The sequence below is a fragment of the Pseudomonas sp. HLG18 genome (assembly GCF_051903985.1).
GTDB lineage: Bacteria > Pseudomonadota > Gammaproteobacteria > Pseudomonadales > Pseudomonadaceae > Aquipseudomonas > Aquipseudomonas fluorescens_BT.
Genome location: NZ_CP195831.1, coordinates 4,981,719 through 4,997,035, shown reverse-complemented (window position 1 = coordinate 4,997,035; position 15,317 = coordinate 4,981,719). Strand labels below are relative to the sequence as shown.

The window sequence follows — 15,317 nt, the reverse complement described above, 5'->3', positions numbered from 1 at the left end:
AGGACACGGAATGCCAGCCCCCTCTTTCTCTCTTCGCTCCGCGATGGTGCTTTGGCTGTATGCCGCCGCGATCGTGCATGTGCTCGCCGGTCTCACGCTGACCTGGGCCGGTCATTCCGGATTACTCGACGGCTATTTGCACACCCTCGAACTCGCATTCTGGGGCGCCGATGCGGTCCCCGCCGCCGGTCACGAGCTGCAGGTCTGGTGGCTCGCGTTGTTCGGCGCGACGCTGCAAAGCTATTCGCTGTACATGCTCGCGTTGGTGCACCTCGGCAACCGTCTTAAAGCTCCCGCAATTTGGGGCTGGTTGATGGCGGGCGTGCTGTTATGGGCGCCGCAGGACATGTGGCTTTCAGCGCAAAAACAGGTCTGGTCGCATCTGTGGCTCGACGGTTTCGCGCTGCTGGTGCTGTTGCCGCCGCTGATCTGGTTGTTGCGTCATGATCGTCGGTCATCCCCGCCAGAAAGGACCGTAAGCAAGTCCAACCCCTTTGTCGGCGGCGCCTACAAGCGTGTGCTGATCACCGGGGGTACCGGGTTTATCGGTGAAGCCGTGGTCAATCAGTTACTCGACGCCGGCCACACGGTCAGTGTGTTGGCGCGGGATCCGTTGAAAGCGGCGAACCTGTTCGACGGTCGCGTTCGCTGTGTGCGGTCGCTGAGCGAACTCGGCTGCGACGAACCCTTCGATGTGGTGATCAACCTCGCCGGCGCACCGGTCGCCGGTCCACGCTGGAGCCCCAAACGGCAGGCGCAACTACTCGCCAGTCGGGTCGATACCACCGAAGCCTTGATGTCCTGGCTGAAGCACACAAGCCATAAACCCGCGCTGTGGATTCAAGCCTCGGCCATCGGTTTCTACGGCGTGCGCGATGCCAGCGAAAACCTCGATGAGCAGGCCAGCAAGGGCGACGGTTTCATGGCCGAGCTCTGCGCGCGCTGGGAGGCTTCGGCGCAACCCGCCACGCAGTTTGGCGTGCGTCAGGTTCTGCTGCGCCTCGGCGTGGTGTTCGGGCCGGGCGGTGCGTTGTTGCCATTGCTGATCCCGTTCCGTCTGGGTTTCGGCGGGCGCATGGGTGACGGTCAGCAGATCATGAGCTGGGTGCATCGCGACGATGTGATTCAGGTGATCGCTCGATCTTTCCACGATGAAAATTTGCGCGGCACCTACAACATGGTCGCGCCGGAAACGGTCAGTCAGGCAGCCTTCGCCGAGAACGTCGGAAAGGTCCTCAAGCGCCCGGTATGGTTCCACATTCCAGCCGCACCAGTGCGTGCGTTGGCCGGGGAAATGGCTCAGCTGTTCTTCGACGGTCAGCGTGTGGTGCCGCAGCGTTTGAGCGAGGCGGGCTACACGTTCCGCTATCCGACCCTCGACGCCGCGCTGCGCGATCTGGCCTGAGGATCGCCCATGAGCAAGCCCTTGATGTACCTGCTGGCCGGCAACGGCAGCGCCGCCGATTGGTGGGATGACGCGCTGCCGCATTTTCAGCGTTACGAGGTGGTGCCGCTGGAGCTGCCGGGCTTCGGCGCCAACCCGCAGCCGCCCTGTGAGGATCTGGCAGCTTACGCCCAGACCTTGTTGGCGATGACGCAACAGGGCAGCGCGATCATGGCCGTCGGGGTCAACGCGTTGCTGGTGCTGCATGCGCTACAACGTCGGCCCGGGCACTTTGCTCGCAGTGTATTGCTGGCGCCGGTGGGCGCCTTTTTGTGGCAGCGCCGATTGCCGGCGCTTATGTCTCCGCTGCCAATCCGCAAGTCCATTCACTGGCTGCTGTCGAACAGACCCACGCTGTTCGCGCGCAAGTTTTCCAACCAGACCTGGACGCCCGCGCAGTACCAGCGCATGGGCGCCGGTTATGCGCGTTGCCGTGCGTTTGTGCCGCACTGGGATCTGATCCGTGCCGACACCGCGCTGCCATTGCTGGAGTGGATCACCGACCCGGTCGAGCTGGTCTGGGGCGATCAGGACAAGGTGCTCGGCATCGAGCAAGCGGCGGCATGGTCGGCGATTCTTGCGCGCGCGGATCTGACCATCAGCCTCCAACCCGGTTGGGGCCATTACCCATGGATCGACGCGCCCGCGCAGTTTGCGCAGTGGCTGGAGTCGGGCGAGCGCGGGTTTGTCGCGCACACCAAGGGCGGGCGTTTGCGTCTGGCGGAACTGGCCCGGCAACCGGTGCCTGCGGCGCTGACTCTCAACGATTGCAACGACCCGCGACTACCGACCTTCCTCGCCCGCCAACCACAGGCGATCTGGGCGGTGCGCTCCTCCAGTTATGGCGAAGATCAGGCTGACTCGGCGAATGCCGGTTTGAGCACGACCTATCTGCGCGAGCCGAGCGCCAACGTGCCAGCACGTATCGCCGAGCTGACAGCCGAAGGTGTCGAGGAAGTGGTGGTGCAGCGCTTCATCACGCCGCAGGTGTCCGGCATCGCGTTTGTGCGTCATCTGTCGGTGGAACTCGAGTGGGTTGAAGGTCATCTGGAGTCGTTGGCTGATGGTCAGATCAGCCCGGAACGAGCGACGCTTTCGCGACTCGGCGAAGCCTGGCGCAGTGGCACGTTCACGGCAACCCATGGTTTGACCGAAGACGTGCTGTGGCGCTTTCTCCAGGATGTCTTGCGGGTGTTCCACTATGTGCCGGGCGATGTCGAATGGGCCTGGGACGGTACGCAACTGTGGCTGCTGCAATACCGGCCGATCAGCGACTACGGCTGGCGCCGGCACCTGACGGCCGCCAACATCGCCGAGATCCTGCCGCCGCAACCCAGCGTGCTGGTGGAGTACGCCCAGCGCCGGGCCGCCGCGAGCATTCCGGCGATCATGGCCCGTTGGGATACGCGGGTGTTGCAGGACAACGAGCCGTTCACGGCTGTATTTGGCGGTGCGTCCTACATCAACAACGACCTGTTTCTCGCACGGTTGACCGACTGGGGCATCAGCGCCAGCAACTATGCCGGTGAAGTCGGCGGCGCGACCCCGCATCTGCCGTGGCGACCGCTGCGGATGTTGCGTTCGCTGCCGTTGTTCCTGCGCATGCAGCGTATCGCTCGGGGGCATTTGCTGAGCCTTGAACACGGCTTGCGGCGCTTCGACCAAGAACTGACCGACCTCGTCGCCCAGGGTGCTGACGGTCAGCAACTGGCGGACTGGTTCACCCGATTCTATGTGTTCGTGGTGCAGGGCAATCTGTGCATCGCCACGGCGCTGGCCAGCAGCGGCGGGGACTGGCTGGGCCGACCGCCCACCGCTTACGACAACTTGGAAAACAGCCCCCATCGACTGCCGTGGGAGACCGATCCGGCCACACCTCGGCCTGCGTCGAGCGCGCTGCCACTACAAGCCCTCCCGCAATGGTCAGGCCTGATCCGCCTCGCGCATTCGACCGGCCTGCCGGGCCTGCGTGGTTACTACCTGCAAGTGCGCGAGTGGTATCGCGACAACCTGATGCGCATCTTCTTCCGCCTGCATCACGCCATGCCTCTGGCGGATCGCGAACACTGGTTTGCGCCGCACCCGGACATCCGCACGCGCGACGGCAGCTTCTGGCAGGACGGCCGCGAAGGTGCCGAACAGGCCACCGGATTCATGATTTATCCGGGGCAGGTGCGGGGCATTCTTGGCGAAGACATCTTGCTGGAAGACACCCTCGATCCGGGGCGTCACGCGCACTATCAGGCCGCGCGGGCAGTGATTGCGCGGATGGGTGGGCGGTTGTCGCATGGTTCGACGTTGTTGCGGGAATTGCGCAAGCCTTCGGCGGTGATGCCGCAGGTGGATCTGGCGTGGATCGGGTGCGAAGTGTTGTATCGGGATGGTGAATTGGAATTGATGAATTCGAAGGATGTGAAGTGAAACGACTGCTGGTGTTATGCATGAGCTGGTTGCCAATGGCAGCGATGGCGTCGGATATCTGCAACGAGAAAAGCGATACCAAGACTTTTCTTACGCAATGGAAAGACAGTGGAGAAAGTGTCGAAGACATACATTCTGGCTTCTACGATGACGGATTTTCTCTAGAGCGTGGCAAGGTGGTGTACCAAGGCGATCTCAACGGCGATGGCCGAGACGACTTCATCTTCCTCTCCTATTCAAGTCACGGCTCGGCCGGCGACATGACGTACGCCTTCCTGATCCAGTGCCGTGGTTACTTGAAGCATACCGGCGGTGATTACTTTGCCGGGATCAAGGTTCTGGACGGTCCGCCCAAGAACGGCGGCGACGTCAAAGACATCGAGATCTATTCCTACATCAGGGATAAGCGCGGGCAGATTCGCTACAAAAAAAATGTAGCCATGACCCGGCCACATCTGTGGCAGTTCAACCCACAGACACAGCGTTATGAAGGTCAGTCTGAGTAAGCCAACGGTTCCCACTGCAGTTATGGAGTTAGTACTTGAAAGGATTTTCGATTGTTCTCGGCAGCTTGCTTTCAGCTGCCACTTCCATAGCATTCGCCGCCGATCCCGACTTCAAGGATTACGCCGTCACCCCCGTTTTCAGCGGCCCCAACCATGAACCGGTGCAGCAGGAACAAAGCAACCCGGTCATGGACAGCACCCGGGCGAAGATCCTGCAAGGCAAGGTCAACTTCGCCGGCCATTACATCCTGTACAGGTTCGGCTGTGGCGGCGGCGCCATTTGCGGCGAAGTGCTGGACGCCCAGACCGGTGATGTCGTTGGTGGTCTTCCGAATGCCTACGACGGCAGCACTTTCGACACGACGTACCTGCCCGATAGTCGCTTGATCATCATTTCCGGCGTCACGCTCGATGGCGAAGAAGACGCCCAGGGAAATCGCCTGGAAAACCGTAACCGGGATCGGTACTACGAATTCGTGAACAACGAGTTCCGGCTGCTTGGCATGACCGACGTGGAATCGCCGTCAATCGATGAGGAATGAGTGGATGAACCGTCTTCTAGCAGGCAGCCTTTCGCTGCTGCTCTCATTTCCAGCTTTCGCCGCTCCCCAGGACGCCTACACCCAGCGCGATGTCATGCAATGTGGCGGTGGTGAAGTGGTGATGGTGTCGTCGTGCCGATCCGTGACGGTGGATGACGCGGAAACCCACCTCATCCCGGTCTGCTCCGATCAGACGATCAACATTGGCGGCAAAGTGTTGCGCCGCAACATCGACAAGGTTTCACAGCTCACGTCTGACGGTAAGAAGACGAAGATGCTGAGTAACGTGGCAGTGGAGATGGATTGTGTAAAAGGAAGCAAGGGCAGCCTGGTGTTCATCGGCGGTTATGGCGGGTGTGGGTCCTGCCCGGAGTGGCGCGGGTATTACTCCACCGCTGGAAGGTTGGAGCATTACAGCTACAGCAATAGTTATCGGTCGTTTGGTTCGAAGGGTTCCTGGGAAGGGCTCATAGAGGCTTATGGCATCACTGAAAGACAGTTACAGCAAACAAGCCCTGCGGTTAAAAGGATCGACTATGGGCAGCCTTAGATCCGCACTATTGCTCGCGAGTCTGTTGCTGGCGAATGGGGCTACGGCAGAAGAAGTGCGAGTCACTGGAGTCGACGGGCACACACTGACATTGCATTTGAAAGCAAAGGTATGGCCCGAACACTCAGTGGAAGCGGCGAGTGCGACCTTTACCGCGAATGGAAAAACATTCCCGCTTTACGGAACCGATATCGGGGTCGAAGTCCTTCCTCGATGGCTTAGCCCTGACAAGAAGACCTTACTCGTGAACCAAACGATGTATGGAATGTTGTCAGACGGGAGTGGTGAAGACAGCTTCCAGTCACGAAGCCACTGCGATGTGATTTCGATGGAGACCGGTTGTGTCCTGCTTCAGCGTGATGATCAGTTCTGCGCTGGTAAATGGGTGGGCAATAGCTGGACTACCGACGAGGGTGAAGTACTCAAAGCTGAAATGGAGACACCTTCCCCACAGGCACTACTGAAAACCCTCTCGAACATTGAATCTGCGCAATATCGAGCCAGCGAGATCGAATGGAGCTTGGTCATGGGGGCGGATTCGTACATGGCTTGCCATCCACCGGCTCGCAATGTTCAGGGTATCAATGATCTTGGTTTCTATTTGGCTGAGGGCGGCAACGATGCACTGGCGCTGAAGTTGTATCGCGGCGTCGAGGCAGTCGGTAAACGCACAGTGCTAATGTTGAACATCGCCGATTCACTCTGGCGCCTTGATCGCAAAGACGAAGCGCAGCGCTATTACAGCCAGTACCGCGACGCGATGAGCGCCGACGGCAAGGCGCAGAAAATACCTCAACGTGCAGTTGAGCGATCCGTCATTCAGGGAATGAAAAATTGAACATGTTTGTGCGCTTTATCGCGTTGTCCTTTGGATGCCTGTTTGCCTCTTTCGCAATGGCCGATGACGACTGCAAAGAGATTTCCGTGAGCTCACAGGTCGATCACTGCGTGGAGGCGGCCCGCAAGGAAGCCGATGCACAGCTCAATATCAGCTACAAAAAACTACTGGCGCGCTTCGAGTCTCAGCAGCGGAGCGACCCGGAGCAGGGCAAGACGCTGGTCGCCATGGCCAGAGAATCCCAGCGCGCCTGGATCAAGCTGCGCGACACCACGTGCCCGCTCGAAGCCACGGAAATCGAGCCTGGGATGGCCGCGCATGTCACGACCATCAACAACTGCATGGCCAGAATGAGCCTAGAGCGTGCAGCCTTCCTGGATGCGGTCGTCCCGGATGATCCGAGTGAAGTGATCGATGTCGCCAAGGTTTCCAGTTCTGCTTCGCAACGATACGGCGATGTGGTGGCTCGTTATGTCACTACGTTTGGCAGCCCCTGCCTCAATGTTCAGATCCTCGCGCCCAAGGGCAATTGGCGGGTGCTCTCCTCAAAACGGTTTTGCAGTTTTAATGGCAAATCGTTTTGGGATGGTTACGCCAGTGCGTTGTTTGAGGATCATGCATTCACTGCGGATGGTTTACAGCTGACGCTCAGCTTGTTCGAGCTTCGTGAGGAGGCAGAGAAGCGCCTCGCCTGTGTAATTCCGATTCAAAACGAGCAAATCAAAGAGCTGAGATGCGGCGCACCTGAGTCATCGTGAAACCATCAGCGTAAATATTTAGAAGATTGATCAGCAGGGAAGTGATCGGAATTGAACAGGCTCTTAAGTTGTTTTGGTGTGCTCGGGCTCATCGTCGGCTTGTCGACTCAGCCGGCATCGGCAAGTGACCCTCAAACCATCGGTGAACTGCATCCCCCGGTGGTTGCTTCGTTGGGTGATCAAAAGATCACGGTGTTCTTTTTGAAGAACAACCTCAAGGGTCAGGTCAGGGGCGTGCATGTGCCAGGTGCCGAGATTTTCTACGCGCCCATGAATGCGGTGAATCCTTCGCTGAATTATGTGTGGAAGGTTGAAGACGAACAGATTGCCTCGGTGTTCTTCTTCGAGCGCAAATTCCCTGAGCGAGCGGGGAAGTCCATGTTTGTCCTGACAAAACACAAAGTTCTGGACGAACATTTCGAAGGAGATTCCTATTCGGTGCTGGAACTGCCGCTCTTCAAGGACGGCGACCACTTGGCTTTGCAGTTCTTTCGAGGTGACCCGCCAGACCCTGAGTTGCAGAACTGCCTTGACGGTATAAATCGGGAAAACGGCGTAGAAGTCGTGTGTGCCTACAAGGATGCAGCGAGTATCAAAAAGCGTCTGGCAGACCTTGATGCAAAGACCATTGCCAATTCAAAGCTTCAACAAGATCGCCAGAGGTCGCCTAAAACTAAGGATGACGTGACCAGTGTCGCTTGCCCCTCACCCAACTTTTCAACCTTCCTCTCAGCCTTCTCTGAGCGCGCAGAGGTGCAGAAAGCCTTCGTCCAGCAGCCGCTGAAAATGGTCACGACCGTGGCCGGTGATCCCGAACCCGAGATGCAAAAAAGCAGCCTCAGCGGCGATCAGCTCAAATTCCCGATCATCCCGGATGTAGCGAAGCGAGAAACTCAGGGCCTGACGTTGACCGTCAAGGAAGAGCAGGGTGATCACGCCGTCGCCATCCTGCAGAAACCAGATACCGATTATGTCTTCGAGTATCGGTTTGTCCGTGGGCAATGCTGGCAGCTGGAAGAAGTGATGGATTACTCGCTTTGAAGCAGGTGGCAAGTTGAAAAGATTATGTTTGATAGCGTTATTGCTGTGTTCTTTCTCTGCAGTGGCGGGGCCTATGTTCCCGTCTCTCACGTCGTGCAGGGACGCTGACAGCGACTGTGCGCTGGCGCTGAAGGACAATTTTCTGGTGGACGCACATTCCGGGCAGCGCCTTTCCGAGACGGCGGAGCCGGCAGGGGCGATGAGTGACTTCTGGCTGTATCGAGATGCCGAGCGCTACATCCTTCAGGAAGAAAATTACTCCCAGGCGAAGTCGCGCCGTTGGCTGGTTTTTACTTACGACAGCGGCAAAGTTGTGCTCGACGGCGCTTATGTTTTCTCGATCGACATTGATATGAACACCGGGCCCTACTGGCATGGCTATGACTGCCGAGGTGATGCCAAGCCGTTCGCCGTGCCAACGAAAGATTCGTTCAGTGAGGTCGCTTTGGAGGCGTTGTGCGGGGAGGCCGAAGGCTGGGTCGTCTCGGGCGGGGATACCAAGGTGCCGGTGTCGGCCAAAGGGCTGGCCGTCAGTGTTCCCGTTTATCACGACCGCAATCGTGAGGGTTCAGCGACGTACCTGTTTACTGAAAGCGATGTTCCGGATCTTTCGAAACTGGTTTGCCTGTCCAACTGTGCTGATGTCGCTCAAACGCCGGAGCGCGTTTCGCAGGAGACGGCGCTGTTGAAGGGCGGGCAGGATGGAACGTTGTGCTCGGATGACGAAGACATTTACTTTAGTTGCCCGTTGCGGGGCGGAAAGACGGTTTCTGTTTGTGCGACGGGAAACAGCAAGCCCACGGCCGGTTCTGTTCAGTATCGCTATGGTGTGCCGGGGAACATCGAGATGGTTTACCCAAAGAACGCTATGCCACCCAAGGGCAAGTTCTTTGTTGTAGATGCGTCGGAAGGCAGCGTGAACCTGAACATCATCAAGTTCAAAAGCGGTGCGTATACCTACCTCGTTAACCAGGCCTTCGTAAGTTTTCTGACGGTGCTCAAGGGGGACAAAGTTGTATTCCGACAGTCCTGTAATGCCGGTGGTCATGCTTACGTCCATCGGTTGGCGGATTTCGGGTTAGAGACGCGCCCCAAAAGCGCAGAGGACTTTCGCTAGTTGCTGTTGCCGAAGATCGGAAAGGGGACTCAACGTCCCCTTTTTCCCGCCCGCGATTCAGCTACGGCTTGCCCTGATACTCCCGAAACTCGATGTGATCGAGCGTACCTTCCACCATCAACCGCACGCCATCGGCCATTCTGCTCAGGCCCAGTGCCATCGAGCGGCGGGGGCCGTCGAGGTCGTCGGCCAGGTTGGCGGCGATGGCGCTGATGGACAGGAGGTCTTCGGAGGCGTTGGCCATGAGTGCTTCGGCGTCGGTGTCGGGGCAGAGGGCGAACAGGCCGCCCAGGCGTTTGGGGCGTGAGGCTCTGGGTTTGAAGTGGTGGTCGAGGGCGCGTTCGGCGGCTTCGTGGAGTTTCTTTGAATCGAGGGATTCGTAGGGGGAGGTTTCGGGTGTTTCGGGGGGATTGGGTGTTGGTTTGAACATAAGGTCTTGCTCCATGTTTTAGGAGCCGACACCGTTTTCGCTCGCACTTCGAAAGTGGTGGCAGCTGTGCATAGGTGTGCAAGACCGGTGGAGCTACCCGGCAGGCTCGAAAGCCTCCCACACACAGCCGCCATAACGACCCGCGAGCATAGGAAAATGCCCGATGAATTGCCATAAGCGATTGTGTGCCCCATCGGACTTGCACGTCCGAGTCACCGATTTTGCGGTGACACACAGAGGCTATCGGTGATGTCCAAGTTCGCCTAGTTCATGGGTGCCCCGGCGTATTGCGGGAAATTTCCCATAGGTTTGCGGGGGAGAAGATCAAAAGATCGCAGCCTTCGGCGGCTCCTACAGGAATGTGTTTCTTCAGGTGTAGGACGGGGACCAAGTCCAGAGGGTGAAATCGTGACTTGGTAGTCATCATGCGAGAAAATCGCTGCATCGTCTTCTATCCGTGCAAGATAGTGGCGAATCCGTCCGAATCCCTTACACTCCCCCAGCCGTTCATTTTCCTTTTGAGGCTGTGCGCATGAAATTTCGTTTTCTTCTGTGGATGCTGGGTCTGTTGATGGGTAAGGCCAGTCGGACAAATCCTGCGTTCCAGCAGCAGTTGGGTGACAAGGATCTGGTGTTTCAGCTACAGACTCTGGACGGGAAAGTGGCGCGGCATTTCGTGGTGAAGGACCAGCGCATTACCAGCAAGTCTGGCGTGGTGGCGGAGCCGGCGTTTGCGATTGCCTTTAAAGACGCGGCGTTCGGGTTTGCCACGATGCAGGCCAAGAACAAGCAGCTGGCGTTCATGCAGGGGATTCAGGACAAGTCGATCCAGCTCAAGGGCAATCCGGCGCTGGTGATGTGGTTTCAGGGGTTGATGAAGTATTTGAAGCCGCGGAAGGCCAAGCCGAAGGCATAGGTCTTTCAGGCAGGTTGTCGGGACAGGCCTGCCTCTTCAGCTTTCGGGCTCGGGAGGCTCGGCGTCCAGGGGCTGGGCCCGGTATGTCTTGTAGATCTGCTGGACTTTCGGGTTGTCCAGCTTCTCGTAAGTGATGTCTTCCTTGTCCAGGCCATCCAGGCCTCGGATGCCACTGATGGTCTCTGGCCACTCGTCACGACTGGATATATCGACTACGAATGGGGTGAGGTAGTTATCGAGATGCCTTTCGCGCGGCTCTCGGATCTCGTCGCTGAGGGCCCGCAAGTAGTCGTCTTTGTTTGTTCTTGACCAGTCGATGGCGAACCCGGCTCGATAACAGAGTTCCATGAAGACCAATAGAATCGCGCGTCCATTGCCGTCCAGGAAGGGGTGTGCGAAAGCCAGTTGGCCCATCACTCCACCGGGATGGTCTCTGAAGTGTTTTTTGTCTGATGCGAGCTTGAGTGCATAGTCGACAGACATTTTGATGGAGTCCGGGCGCTCGAAGACGGTGCTGCGGGGGTCGTCGAAAGAGCCCTTGAAGACCGCCAGATGGGGGACGAGCTCGTTCCGGTCTTTTCCTGCCCAGTGATAGAAGCCTGAGAACAGGATCTCGTGAACCTTGAGTACAGTCTGGTAATCGATTGGCTTTTTCTTGGCCAGATAGGCAAGCGCCTCTTCGATACTCAATTCGAACGAAAGATGCTCTGACTCTTTTACTTCAACGGGATCTTTCAGTTGCAGCGAGTTTTGAAGATATCCAGCCGTCTCGAAGTCGCCGAATGGATCGAAAGTCATGCGCTACGTTTCTGTGCACGCCTTTCCTGAAGGTAGCGCCCTTGGAGCGCCAGGATTTCAGATTTGCTCAGAACGCCTTTTCTCTTGAGGTTGACGAGCAGCTGTTCGATGCCATCCAATTCGACGACATCGCCAGCCAAACGGGTAATGCCCACGGCCATACGACTCATGCCGTCACGACTGGCTGTAACCTTGTTGTCTTTGGCAAGCTTGCGCACTTCGCTTGCAACGCTGACAGCATCTGTTTGGGTCATCGGAAATTCCTCTGAATGCCGTCAAATCATAGCAGGGCGCTTGTTTGCTGTCGTTGCTGGCAAAGTGGCCGAAATCTGTGGAGCCAGGGCCCTATTTGCAATCAAAACAGGCCCTGGTTGACGTTCCGAAGAGTGCTTTAAGCCTGGCTGAACTGCGAAGCCAGTTCACGCAGCAGCACTTCTGCCTCAAGCACCTTGCTGACGACGTCATTGGCCTTGTCACGAGTCAATCCAACGCGTTCCAGCAGCGCATCCGGAATGTCTTCATCCGGGCCGGAGCCGATGCCCCGACTGCGCAGCAGGCGCACGGCCAGGCAGACGAGGTTCGGGTATTCGGCGTAGGCGCCGTCGTAGTTCGGGTCGTGCTGGAAGCGCAGGGCGGTGGCCAGTTCCTCCGGCATGTCCCAGTAGCGCATCAGCCAGGAGCCGATCTGTTCGCGGCTGATGCCCAGCAGGTGTTGCTCGACATAGCTGTGGCACAGGTGCGGGTTGACCTCCAGGTGGCGGCAGATCAGCGAGAAGTGCGGCGGGAACACGTGGGCCAGCAGCAGGTAGCCGAAGTTGTGCAGCAGGCCGGCGAGGTAGGTCAGGCCGGATTCCGGGCGCTGGGCACGCGGCATGGCGCGGGTCAGGCCTTCGATGACGGCGGCGGTGTAGATCGACTGCTGCCAGTACGGCGTGGTGTGCTGCGGGTGATCCTTGGGCAGGCTCAGGGTCTTGCCGAGGGCCAGGCCCAGCGCCAGGTTGATCACCAGATCGAAGCCCAGCACGCGCACGATTGCGTCTTCCACCGAACGGATCTTGCCCGGCGACGCGTAGTACGGCGATGCCGCCCAGCTCACCACTTGCGCAGCCAGCGCCGGGTCGGTTTCGACCACGCCGGTGATGTCGTCGATGGTGGCGTTCGGGTCAACGCGCAGCTTGATGATTTTTTGCGCGGTTTCGGCCAGCGGCGGAATCTCGATGGTCGCTTCCAGACGCTGCTGGATGCGCCGCGCGGTGAACGCCTGCACGGCCTGGGTGATTTCCTCGCGGTCATCGTCCGGGCGGTCGAGGTTCGGGCGGATGCTGCTCAGGGCTTCGCCGAAGTTGGCGGCGCTGGCCTTGGTCAGCATGGTCTTGAAGTCTTCGCTGGCGATTTCCAGCAGCAGGCCCGGCTCGCCGGAGTTGATCAGCAACTTCGGCTCGCGCAGCAGGCTTTCTTCGTAGAGGCACGGCGAACTGGTCAGCGCCGGCAGGCCCGGCAGCAGGCTCAGGCTGTGTTTGCCGAGCATCTTTTCCAGGCGCTCGGTGGACACGGCGGTCAGGCGACGGCCCGTCAGCTCGGCGAGGCGGTTGAGATCCAGCAACTGGCTCTGTGGAAACAGCACCATCAGCGCACCGACCGCGTCGTCCAGCAACACGGCCTGCACTTTGCGCGAAGCATTGAGGCCGTGGTGGTCGAGTACCTCTTCGTAGGCGACGCCCAGCTTGTTGAGCAGCAGCCGAATAACAGACGGAGCGTGCGGGGATTCGGGGGCGAGAGCAGCTTCGGTCATGGTCTGTATCCGTTTTTGAAACAATTGCTGGAGTATAACCAGCTTGGTTGGAACGAGCTGTCAGAAACTGCGACGGTGCTCACACTTGGCCGTATTGCTGCCCGTGTCGCAGCCAGCGGTCGAGCAACGGGCTGACGTGGGTGGGCCAGCGCTCAAGCAAGGCCTGGGCGGCATCGCGCACGGCAGGCAACAAATCGGCGTCGCGCATCAGGTCCGCGACCTTGAATTGCAACAGGCCGGTCTGGCGGGTGCCGAGCATTTCACCGGGGCCGCGCAGTTCGAGGTCTTTTTCGGCGATGACGAAACCGTCGTTGGTCTCGCGCATGATGCCCAGGCGCTGGCGGCCGATCTGTGACAGCGGCGGATGGTAGAGCAGCACGCAATGGCTGACCGCGCTGCCCCGGCCGACGCGGCCGCGCAATTGGTGTAGCTGCGCGAGGCCCAGGCGCTCGGGGTTTTCGATGATCATCAGGCTGGCGTTGGGTACGTCAACGCCGACTTCGATCACGGTGGTGGCAACCAGCAGTTGCAGGTTACCGGCCTTGAACTCGGCCATGACGGCGGCTTTCTCGGCGGGTTTCATGCGGCCGTGGATCAGCCCGACCTTCAGTTCGCCGAGGGCGGCGGTCAGGTCTTCGAAAGTGGTTTCGGCGGCCTGGCAGGTCAGTTCTTCGGACTCTTCAATCAGCGTGCACACCCAATAGGCCTGACGACCCTCGGCGCAGGCACTGCGCACCCGCTCGATGACTTCGACGCGGCGGGTGTCGGTGACCAGTACGGTGTTGACCGGGGTTCGGCCGGGCGGCAGCTCGTCGAGGATTGAGGTGTCGAGGTCGGCGTAGGCGCTCATCGCCAGCGTCCGCGGAATCGGGGTGGCGGTCATGATCAATTGGTGCGGGCACATGCGCCCGCCGACGCCTTTCTGCCGCAGCGCCAGACGCTGTTGCACGCCGAAGCGGTGCTGTTCGTCGATGATCACCAGTGCGAGGTTCTTGAACTGCACTTCGTCCTGGAACAGCGCGTGGGTGCCGACCACCATCGGCGTGCCGCTGGCGATCTGCTCCAGCGCGGCGACGCGGTTCTTGCCCTTGAGCTTGCCGGCCAGCCACGCCACGTCGATGCCCAGCGGTTCGAGCCAGCGCTTGAAGGTGATGAAGTGCTGTTCGGCGAGGATCTCGGTCGGCGCCATCAGGGCGACCTGATAACCCGCCTCCAGCGCTTGCAGCGCAGCGAGGGCGGCGACCACGGTTTTGCCCGCGCCGACGTCGCCCTGAATCAGCCGCAGCATCGGTTCGTGCTGGCTGAGGTCGTAGGCGATTTCGTTGCCGACTCGTTGCTGAGCGCCGGTCGGATTGAAGCCGAGGTTGGCCAGGTATTTCGCCGGCAGCTTCGTGGCTTTCGGCATCGCCGGTGCGCGCAGGGAGCGCATGCTCTCGCGCAGGCGCTGCTGGGACAGTTGATGGGTCAGCAGTTCTTCGAAGGCCAGACGATGCTGGGCCCAGTGATGACCGAGGGCGAGTTCGTCGACGTCGGCATCGGCGGGCGGGTTGTGCAGGTAGCGGATCGCGTCGGCCAGCGGCGCCAGTTGATAGTCGCGGGCCAGTTCGGTTGGCAACCAGTCGGGCAGGGTGGCCGGCTTGAGCAGGGTCAGGGTTTGCATGCACAACTGACGCAGGCGGGCCTGGGTCAAGCCTTCGGTCAGCGGGTAGACCGGGGTCAGGGTTTCATCCACCGGCGGCGGTTCGTCGCCGTTGATGGCGCGGTATTCCGGGTGATAGATCTCCAGCCCCGAGGCGCCGGGCCGCGCTTCGCCGTAGCAGCGAATCCGCGTGCCGCGCTTGAGGCCTTCTTTCTGCGCGTTGCTGAAATGGTAGAAACGCAGGCTCAGTCCGCCGGTGCCGTCCTGCAAGCGCACCACGAGACTGCGGCGCCGGCCCATGACCACGTCGGCGCCGCTGACGGTACCTTCGACCACGGCGTCCTGTCCCGGCCGCAACGCGCCGATCGGCACCACGCGGGTGCGATCCTGATAACGCAGCGGCAGGTGGAACAGCACGTCCTGAAGGTTTTCCAGGCCGACCTTGGCCAGTTTCTCGGCCATGGCTTCACCGACACCCTTGAGTGCGGTGACCGAGACCTGCGACAGCTCCGTCATGACGCTGGC

The 15,317-nt window shown here is 59.6% G+C and carries 15 protein-coding genes; 10 read left to right on the top strand and 5 right to left on the bottom strand.

The annotated features are described in order from the left end of the window. Window positions 1-10 precede the first annotated feature (10 nt). The 9 genes from ACSPX5_RS23100 to ACSPX5_RS23060 all read left to right on the top strand — a co-directional run bounded on the left by ACSPX5_RS23100 (window position 11) and on the right by ACSPX5_RS23060 (window position 9,217). The gene (locus tag ACSPX5_RS23100; protein ID WP_439820321.1) at window positions 11-1,405 is read left to right on the top strand and encodes a TIGR01777 family oxidoreductase; all 1,395 of its coding nucleotides are present in this window, start codon (window positions 11-13) and stop codon (window positions 1,403-1,405) included. 9 nt (window positions 1,406-1,414) lie between these two features. Further along, the gene (locus ACSPX5_RS23095) at window positions 1,415-3,865 is read left to right on the top strand and encodes an alpha/beta hydrolase (protein ID WP_439820320.1); all 2,451 of its coding nucleotides are present in this window, start codon (window positions 1,415-1,417) and stop codon (window positions 3,863-3,865) included. Continuing rightward, a complete protein-coding gene (locus tag ACSPX5_RS23090; protein WP_236192136.1) occupies window positions 3,862-4,371 on the top strand; it encodes a hypothetical protein in 510 nt (169 codons plus the stop codon). The genes ACSPX5_RS23095 and ACSPX5_RS23090 overlap by 4 nt, the downstream gene beginning before the upstream one ends. Before the next feature lie 35 nt (window positions 4,372-4,406). Beyond that, window positions 4,407-4,913, top strand: coding sequence for a hypothetical protein (locus tag ACSPX5_RS23085; protein ID WP_243433270.1), 507 nt, complete (start codon window positions 4,407-4,409; stop codon window positions 4,911-4,913). 4 nt (window positions 4,914-4,917) lie between these two features. Further along, window positions 4,918-5,463 carry a hypothetical protein gene (locus ACSPX5_RS23080; RefSeq protein WP_439820319.1) on the top strand — a complete coding sequence of 182 codons (546 nt, stop codon included), beginning with the start codon at window positions 4,918-4,920 and terminating at the stop codon, window positions 5,461-5,463. Further along, entirely contained in the window at window positions 5,450-6,301 is an 852-nt protein-coding gene (locus tag ACSPX5_RS23075; protein WP_169432724.1) for a tetratricopeptide repeat protein, read from the top strand. Before ACSPX5_RS23080 ends, ACSPX5_RS23075 begins: the two co-directional genes overlap by 14 nt. A 2-nt stretch (window positions 6,302-6,303) precedes the next feature. Beyond that, window positions 6,304-7,059, top strand: coding sequence for a lysozyme inhibitor LprI family protein (locus tag ACSPX5_RS23070; RefSeq protein WP_439820318.1), 756 nt, complete (start codon window positions 6,304-6,306; stop codon window positions 7,057-7,059). Between the two features lie 51 nt (window positions 7,060-7,110). Continuing rightward, complete coding sequence (locus ACSPX5_RS23065) at window positions 7,111-8,100, top strand: hypothetical protein (RefSeq protein WP_439820317.1); 990 nt, start codon at window positions 7,111-7,113, stop codon at window positions 8,098-8,100. A gap of 73 nt (window positions 8,101-8,173) precedes the next feature. Beyond that, entirely contained in the window at window positions 8,174-9,217 is a 1,044-nt protein-coding gene (locus ACSPX5_RS23060; protein ID WP_439820316.1) for a hypothetical protein, read from the top strand. Window positions 9,218-9,278: 61 nt separating this feature from the next. Here ACSPX5_RS23060 and ACSPX5_RS23055 read toward each other — a convergent pair whose 3' ends face one another. Then, window positions 9,279-9,647, bottom strand: coding sequence for a DUF6124 family protein (locus ACSPX5_RS23055; RefSeq protein ID WP_439820315.1), 369 nt, complete (start codon window positions 9,645-9,647; stop codon window positions 9,279-9,281). Window positions 9,648-10,179: 532 nt separating this feature from the next. Here ACSPX5_RS23055 and ACSPX5_RS23050 point away from each other — a divergent pair. Then, window positions 10,180-10,563: an SCP2 sterol-binding domain-containing protein gene (locus ACSPX5_RS23050; RefSeq protein ID WP_096817262.1), complete on the top strand. Its 384-nt coding sequence runs from the start codon at window positions 10,180-10,182 to the stop codon at window positions 10,561-10,563. Window positions 10,564-10,599: 36 nt separating this feature from the next. Here ACSPX5_RS23050 and ACSPX5_RS23045 read toward each other — a convergent pair whose 3' ends face one another. The 4 genes from ACSPX5_RS23045 to recG all read right to left on the bottom strand — a co-directional run bounded on the left by ACSPX5_RS23045 (window position 10,600) and on the right by recG (window position 15,308). Then, on the bottom strand, window positions 10,600-11,361 hold the full coding sequence (locus tag ACSPX5_RS23045; RefSeq protein ID WP_439820314.1) for a Fic/DOC family protein: 762 nt from the start codon (window positions 11,359-11,361) through the stop codon (window positions 10,600-10,602). Then, the gene (locus tag ACSPX5_RS23040; protein ID WP_085612086.1) at window positions 11,358-11,615 is read right to left on the bottom strand and encodes a hypothetical protein; all 258 of its coding nucleotides are present in this window, start codon (window positions 11,613-11,615) and stop codon (window positions 11,358-11,360) included. Before ACSPX5_RS23040 ends, ACSPX5_RS23045 begins: the two co-directional genes overlap by 4 nt. A 137-nt stretch (window positions 11,616-11,752) precedes the next feature. Next, entirely contained in the window at window positions 11,753-13,153 is a 1,401-nt protein-coding gene (locus ACSPX5_RS23035; RefSeq protein WP_439820313.1) for an aminoacyl-tRNA deacylase and HDOD domain-containing protein, read from the bottom strand. Between the two features lie 79 nt (window positions 13,154-13,232). After that, window positions 13,233-15,308 (bottom strand): ATP-dependent DNA helicase RecG, encoded by a 2,076-nt coding sequence (gene recG / locus ACSPX5_RS23030; RefSeq protein WP_011336566.1) that lies wholly within the window; start codon window positions 15,306-15,308, stop codon window positions 13,233-13,235. Window positions 15,309-15,317: the final 9 nt, after the last annotated feature.

Bases quoted from the DNA above. Each gene is read 5' to 3' on its own strand.
- ACSPX5_RS23080 (WP_439820319.1), top strand. From the start codon at position 4,918: ATGAACCGTCTTCTAGCAGGCAGCCTTTCGCTGCTGCTCTCATTTCCA.
- ACSPX5_RS23075 (WP_169432724.1), top strand. From the start codon at position 5,450: ATGGGCAGCCTTAGATCCGCACTATTGCTCGCGAGTCTGTTGCTGGCG.
- ACSPX5_RS23095 (WP_439820320.1), top strand. From the start codon at position 1,415: ATGAGCAAGCCCTTGATGTACCTGCTGGCCGGCAACGGCAGCGCCGCC.
- ACSPX5_RS23045 (WP_439820314.1), bottom strand. From the start codon at position 11,361: ATGACTTTCGATCCATTCGGCGACTTCGAGACGGCTGGATATCTTCAA.
- ACSPX5_RS23060 (WP_439820316.1), top strand. From the start codon at position 8,174: ATGTTCCCGTCTCTCACGTCGTGCAGGGACGCTGACAGCGACTGTGCG.
- ACSPX5_RS23035 (WP_439820313.1), bottom strand. From the start codon at position 13,153: ATGACCGAAGCTGCTCTCGCCCCCGAATCCCCGCACGCTCCGTCTGTT.
- ACSPX5_RS23070 (WP_439820318.1), top strand. From the start codon at position 6,304: ATGTTTGTGCGCTTTATCGCGTTGTCCTTTGGATGCCTGTTTGCCTCT.
- recG (WP_011336566.1), bottom strand. From the start codon at position 15,308: ATGACGGAGCTGTCGCAGGTCTCGGTCACCGCACTCAAGGGTGTCGGT.
- ACSPX5_RS23040 (WP_085612086.1), bottom strand. From the start codon at position 11,615: ATGACCCAAACAGATGCTGTCAGCGTTGCAAGCGAAGTGCGCAAGCTT.
- ACSPX5_RS23055 (WP_439820315.1), bottom strand. From the start codon at position 9,647: ATGTTCAAACCAACACCCAATCCCCCCGAAACACCCGAAACCTCCCCC.
- ACSPX5_RS23100 (WP_439820321.1), top strand. From the start codon at position 11: ATGCCAGCCCCCTCTTTCTCTCTTCGCTCCGCGATGGTGCTTTGGCTG.
- ACSPX5_RS23050 (WP_096817262.1), top strand. From the start codon at position 10,180: ATGAAATTTCGTTTTCTTCTGTGGATGCTGGGTCTGTTGATGGGTAAG.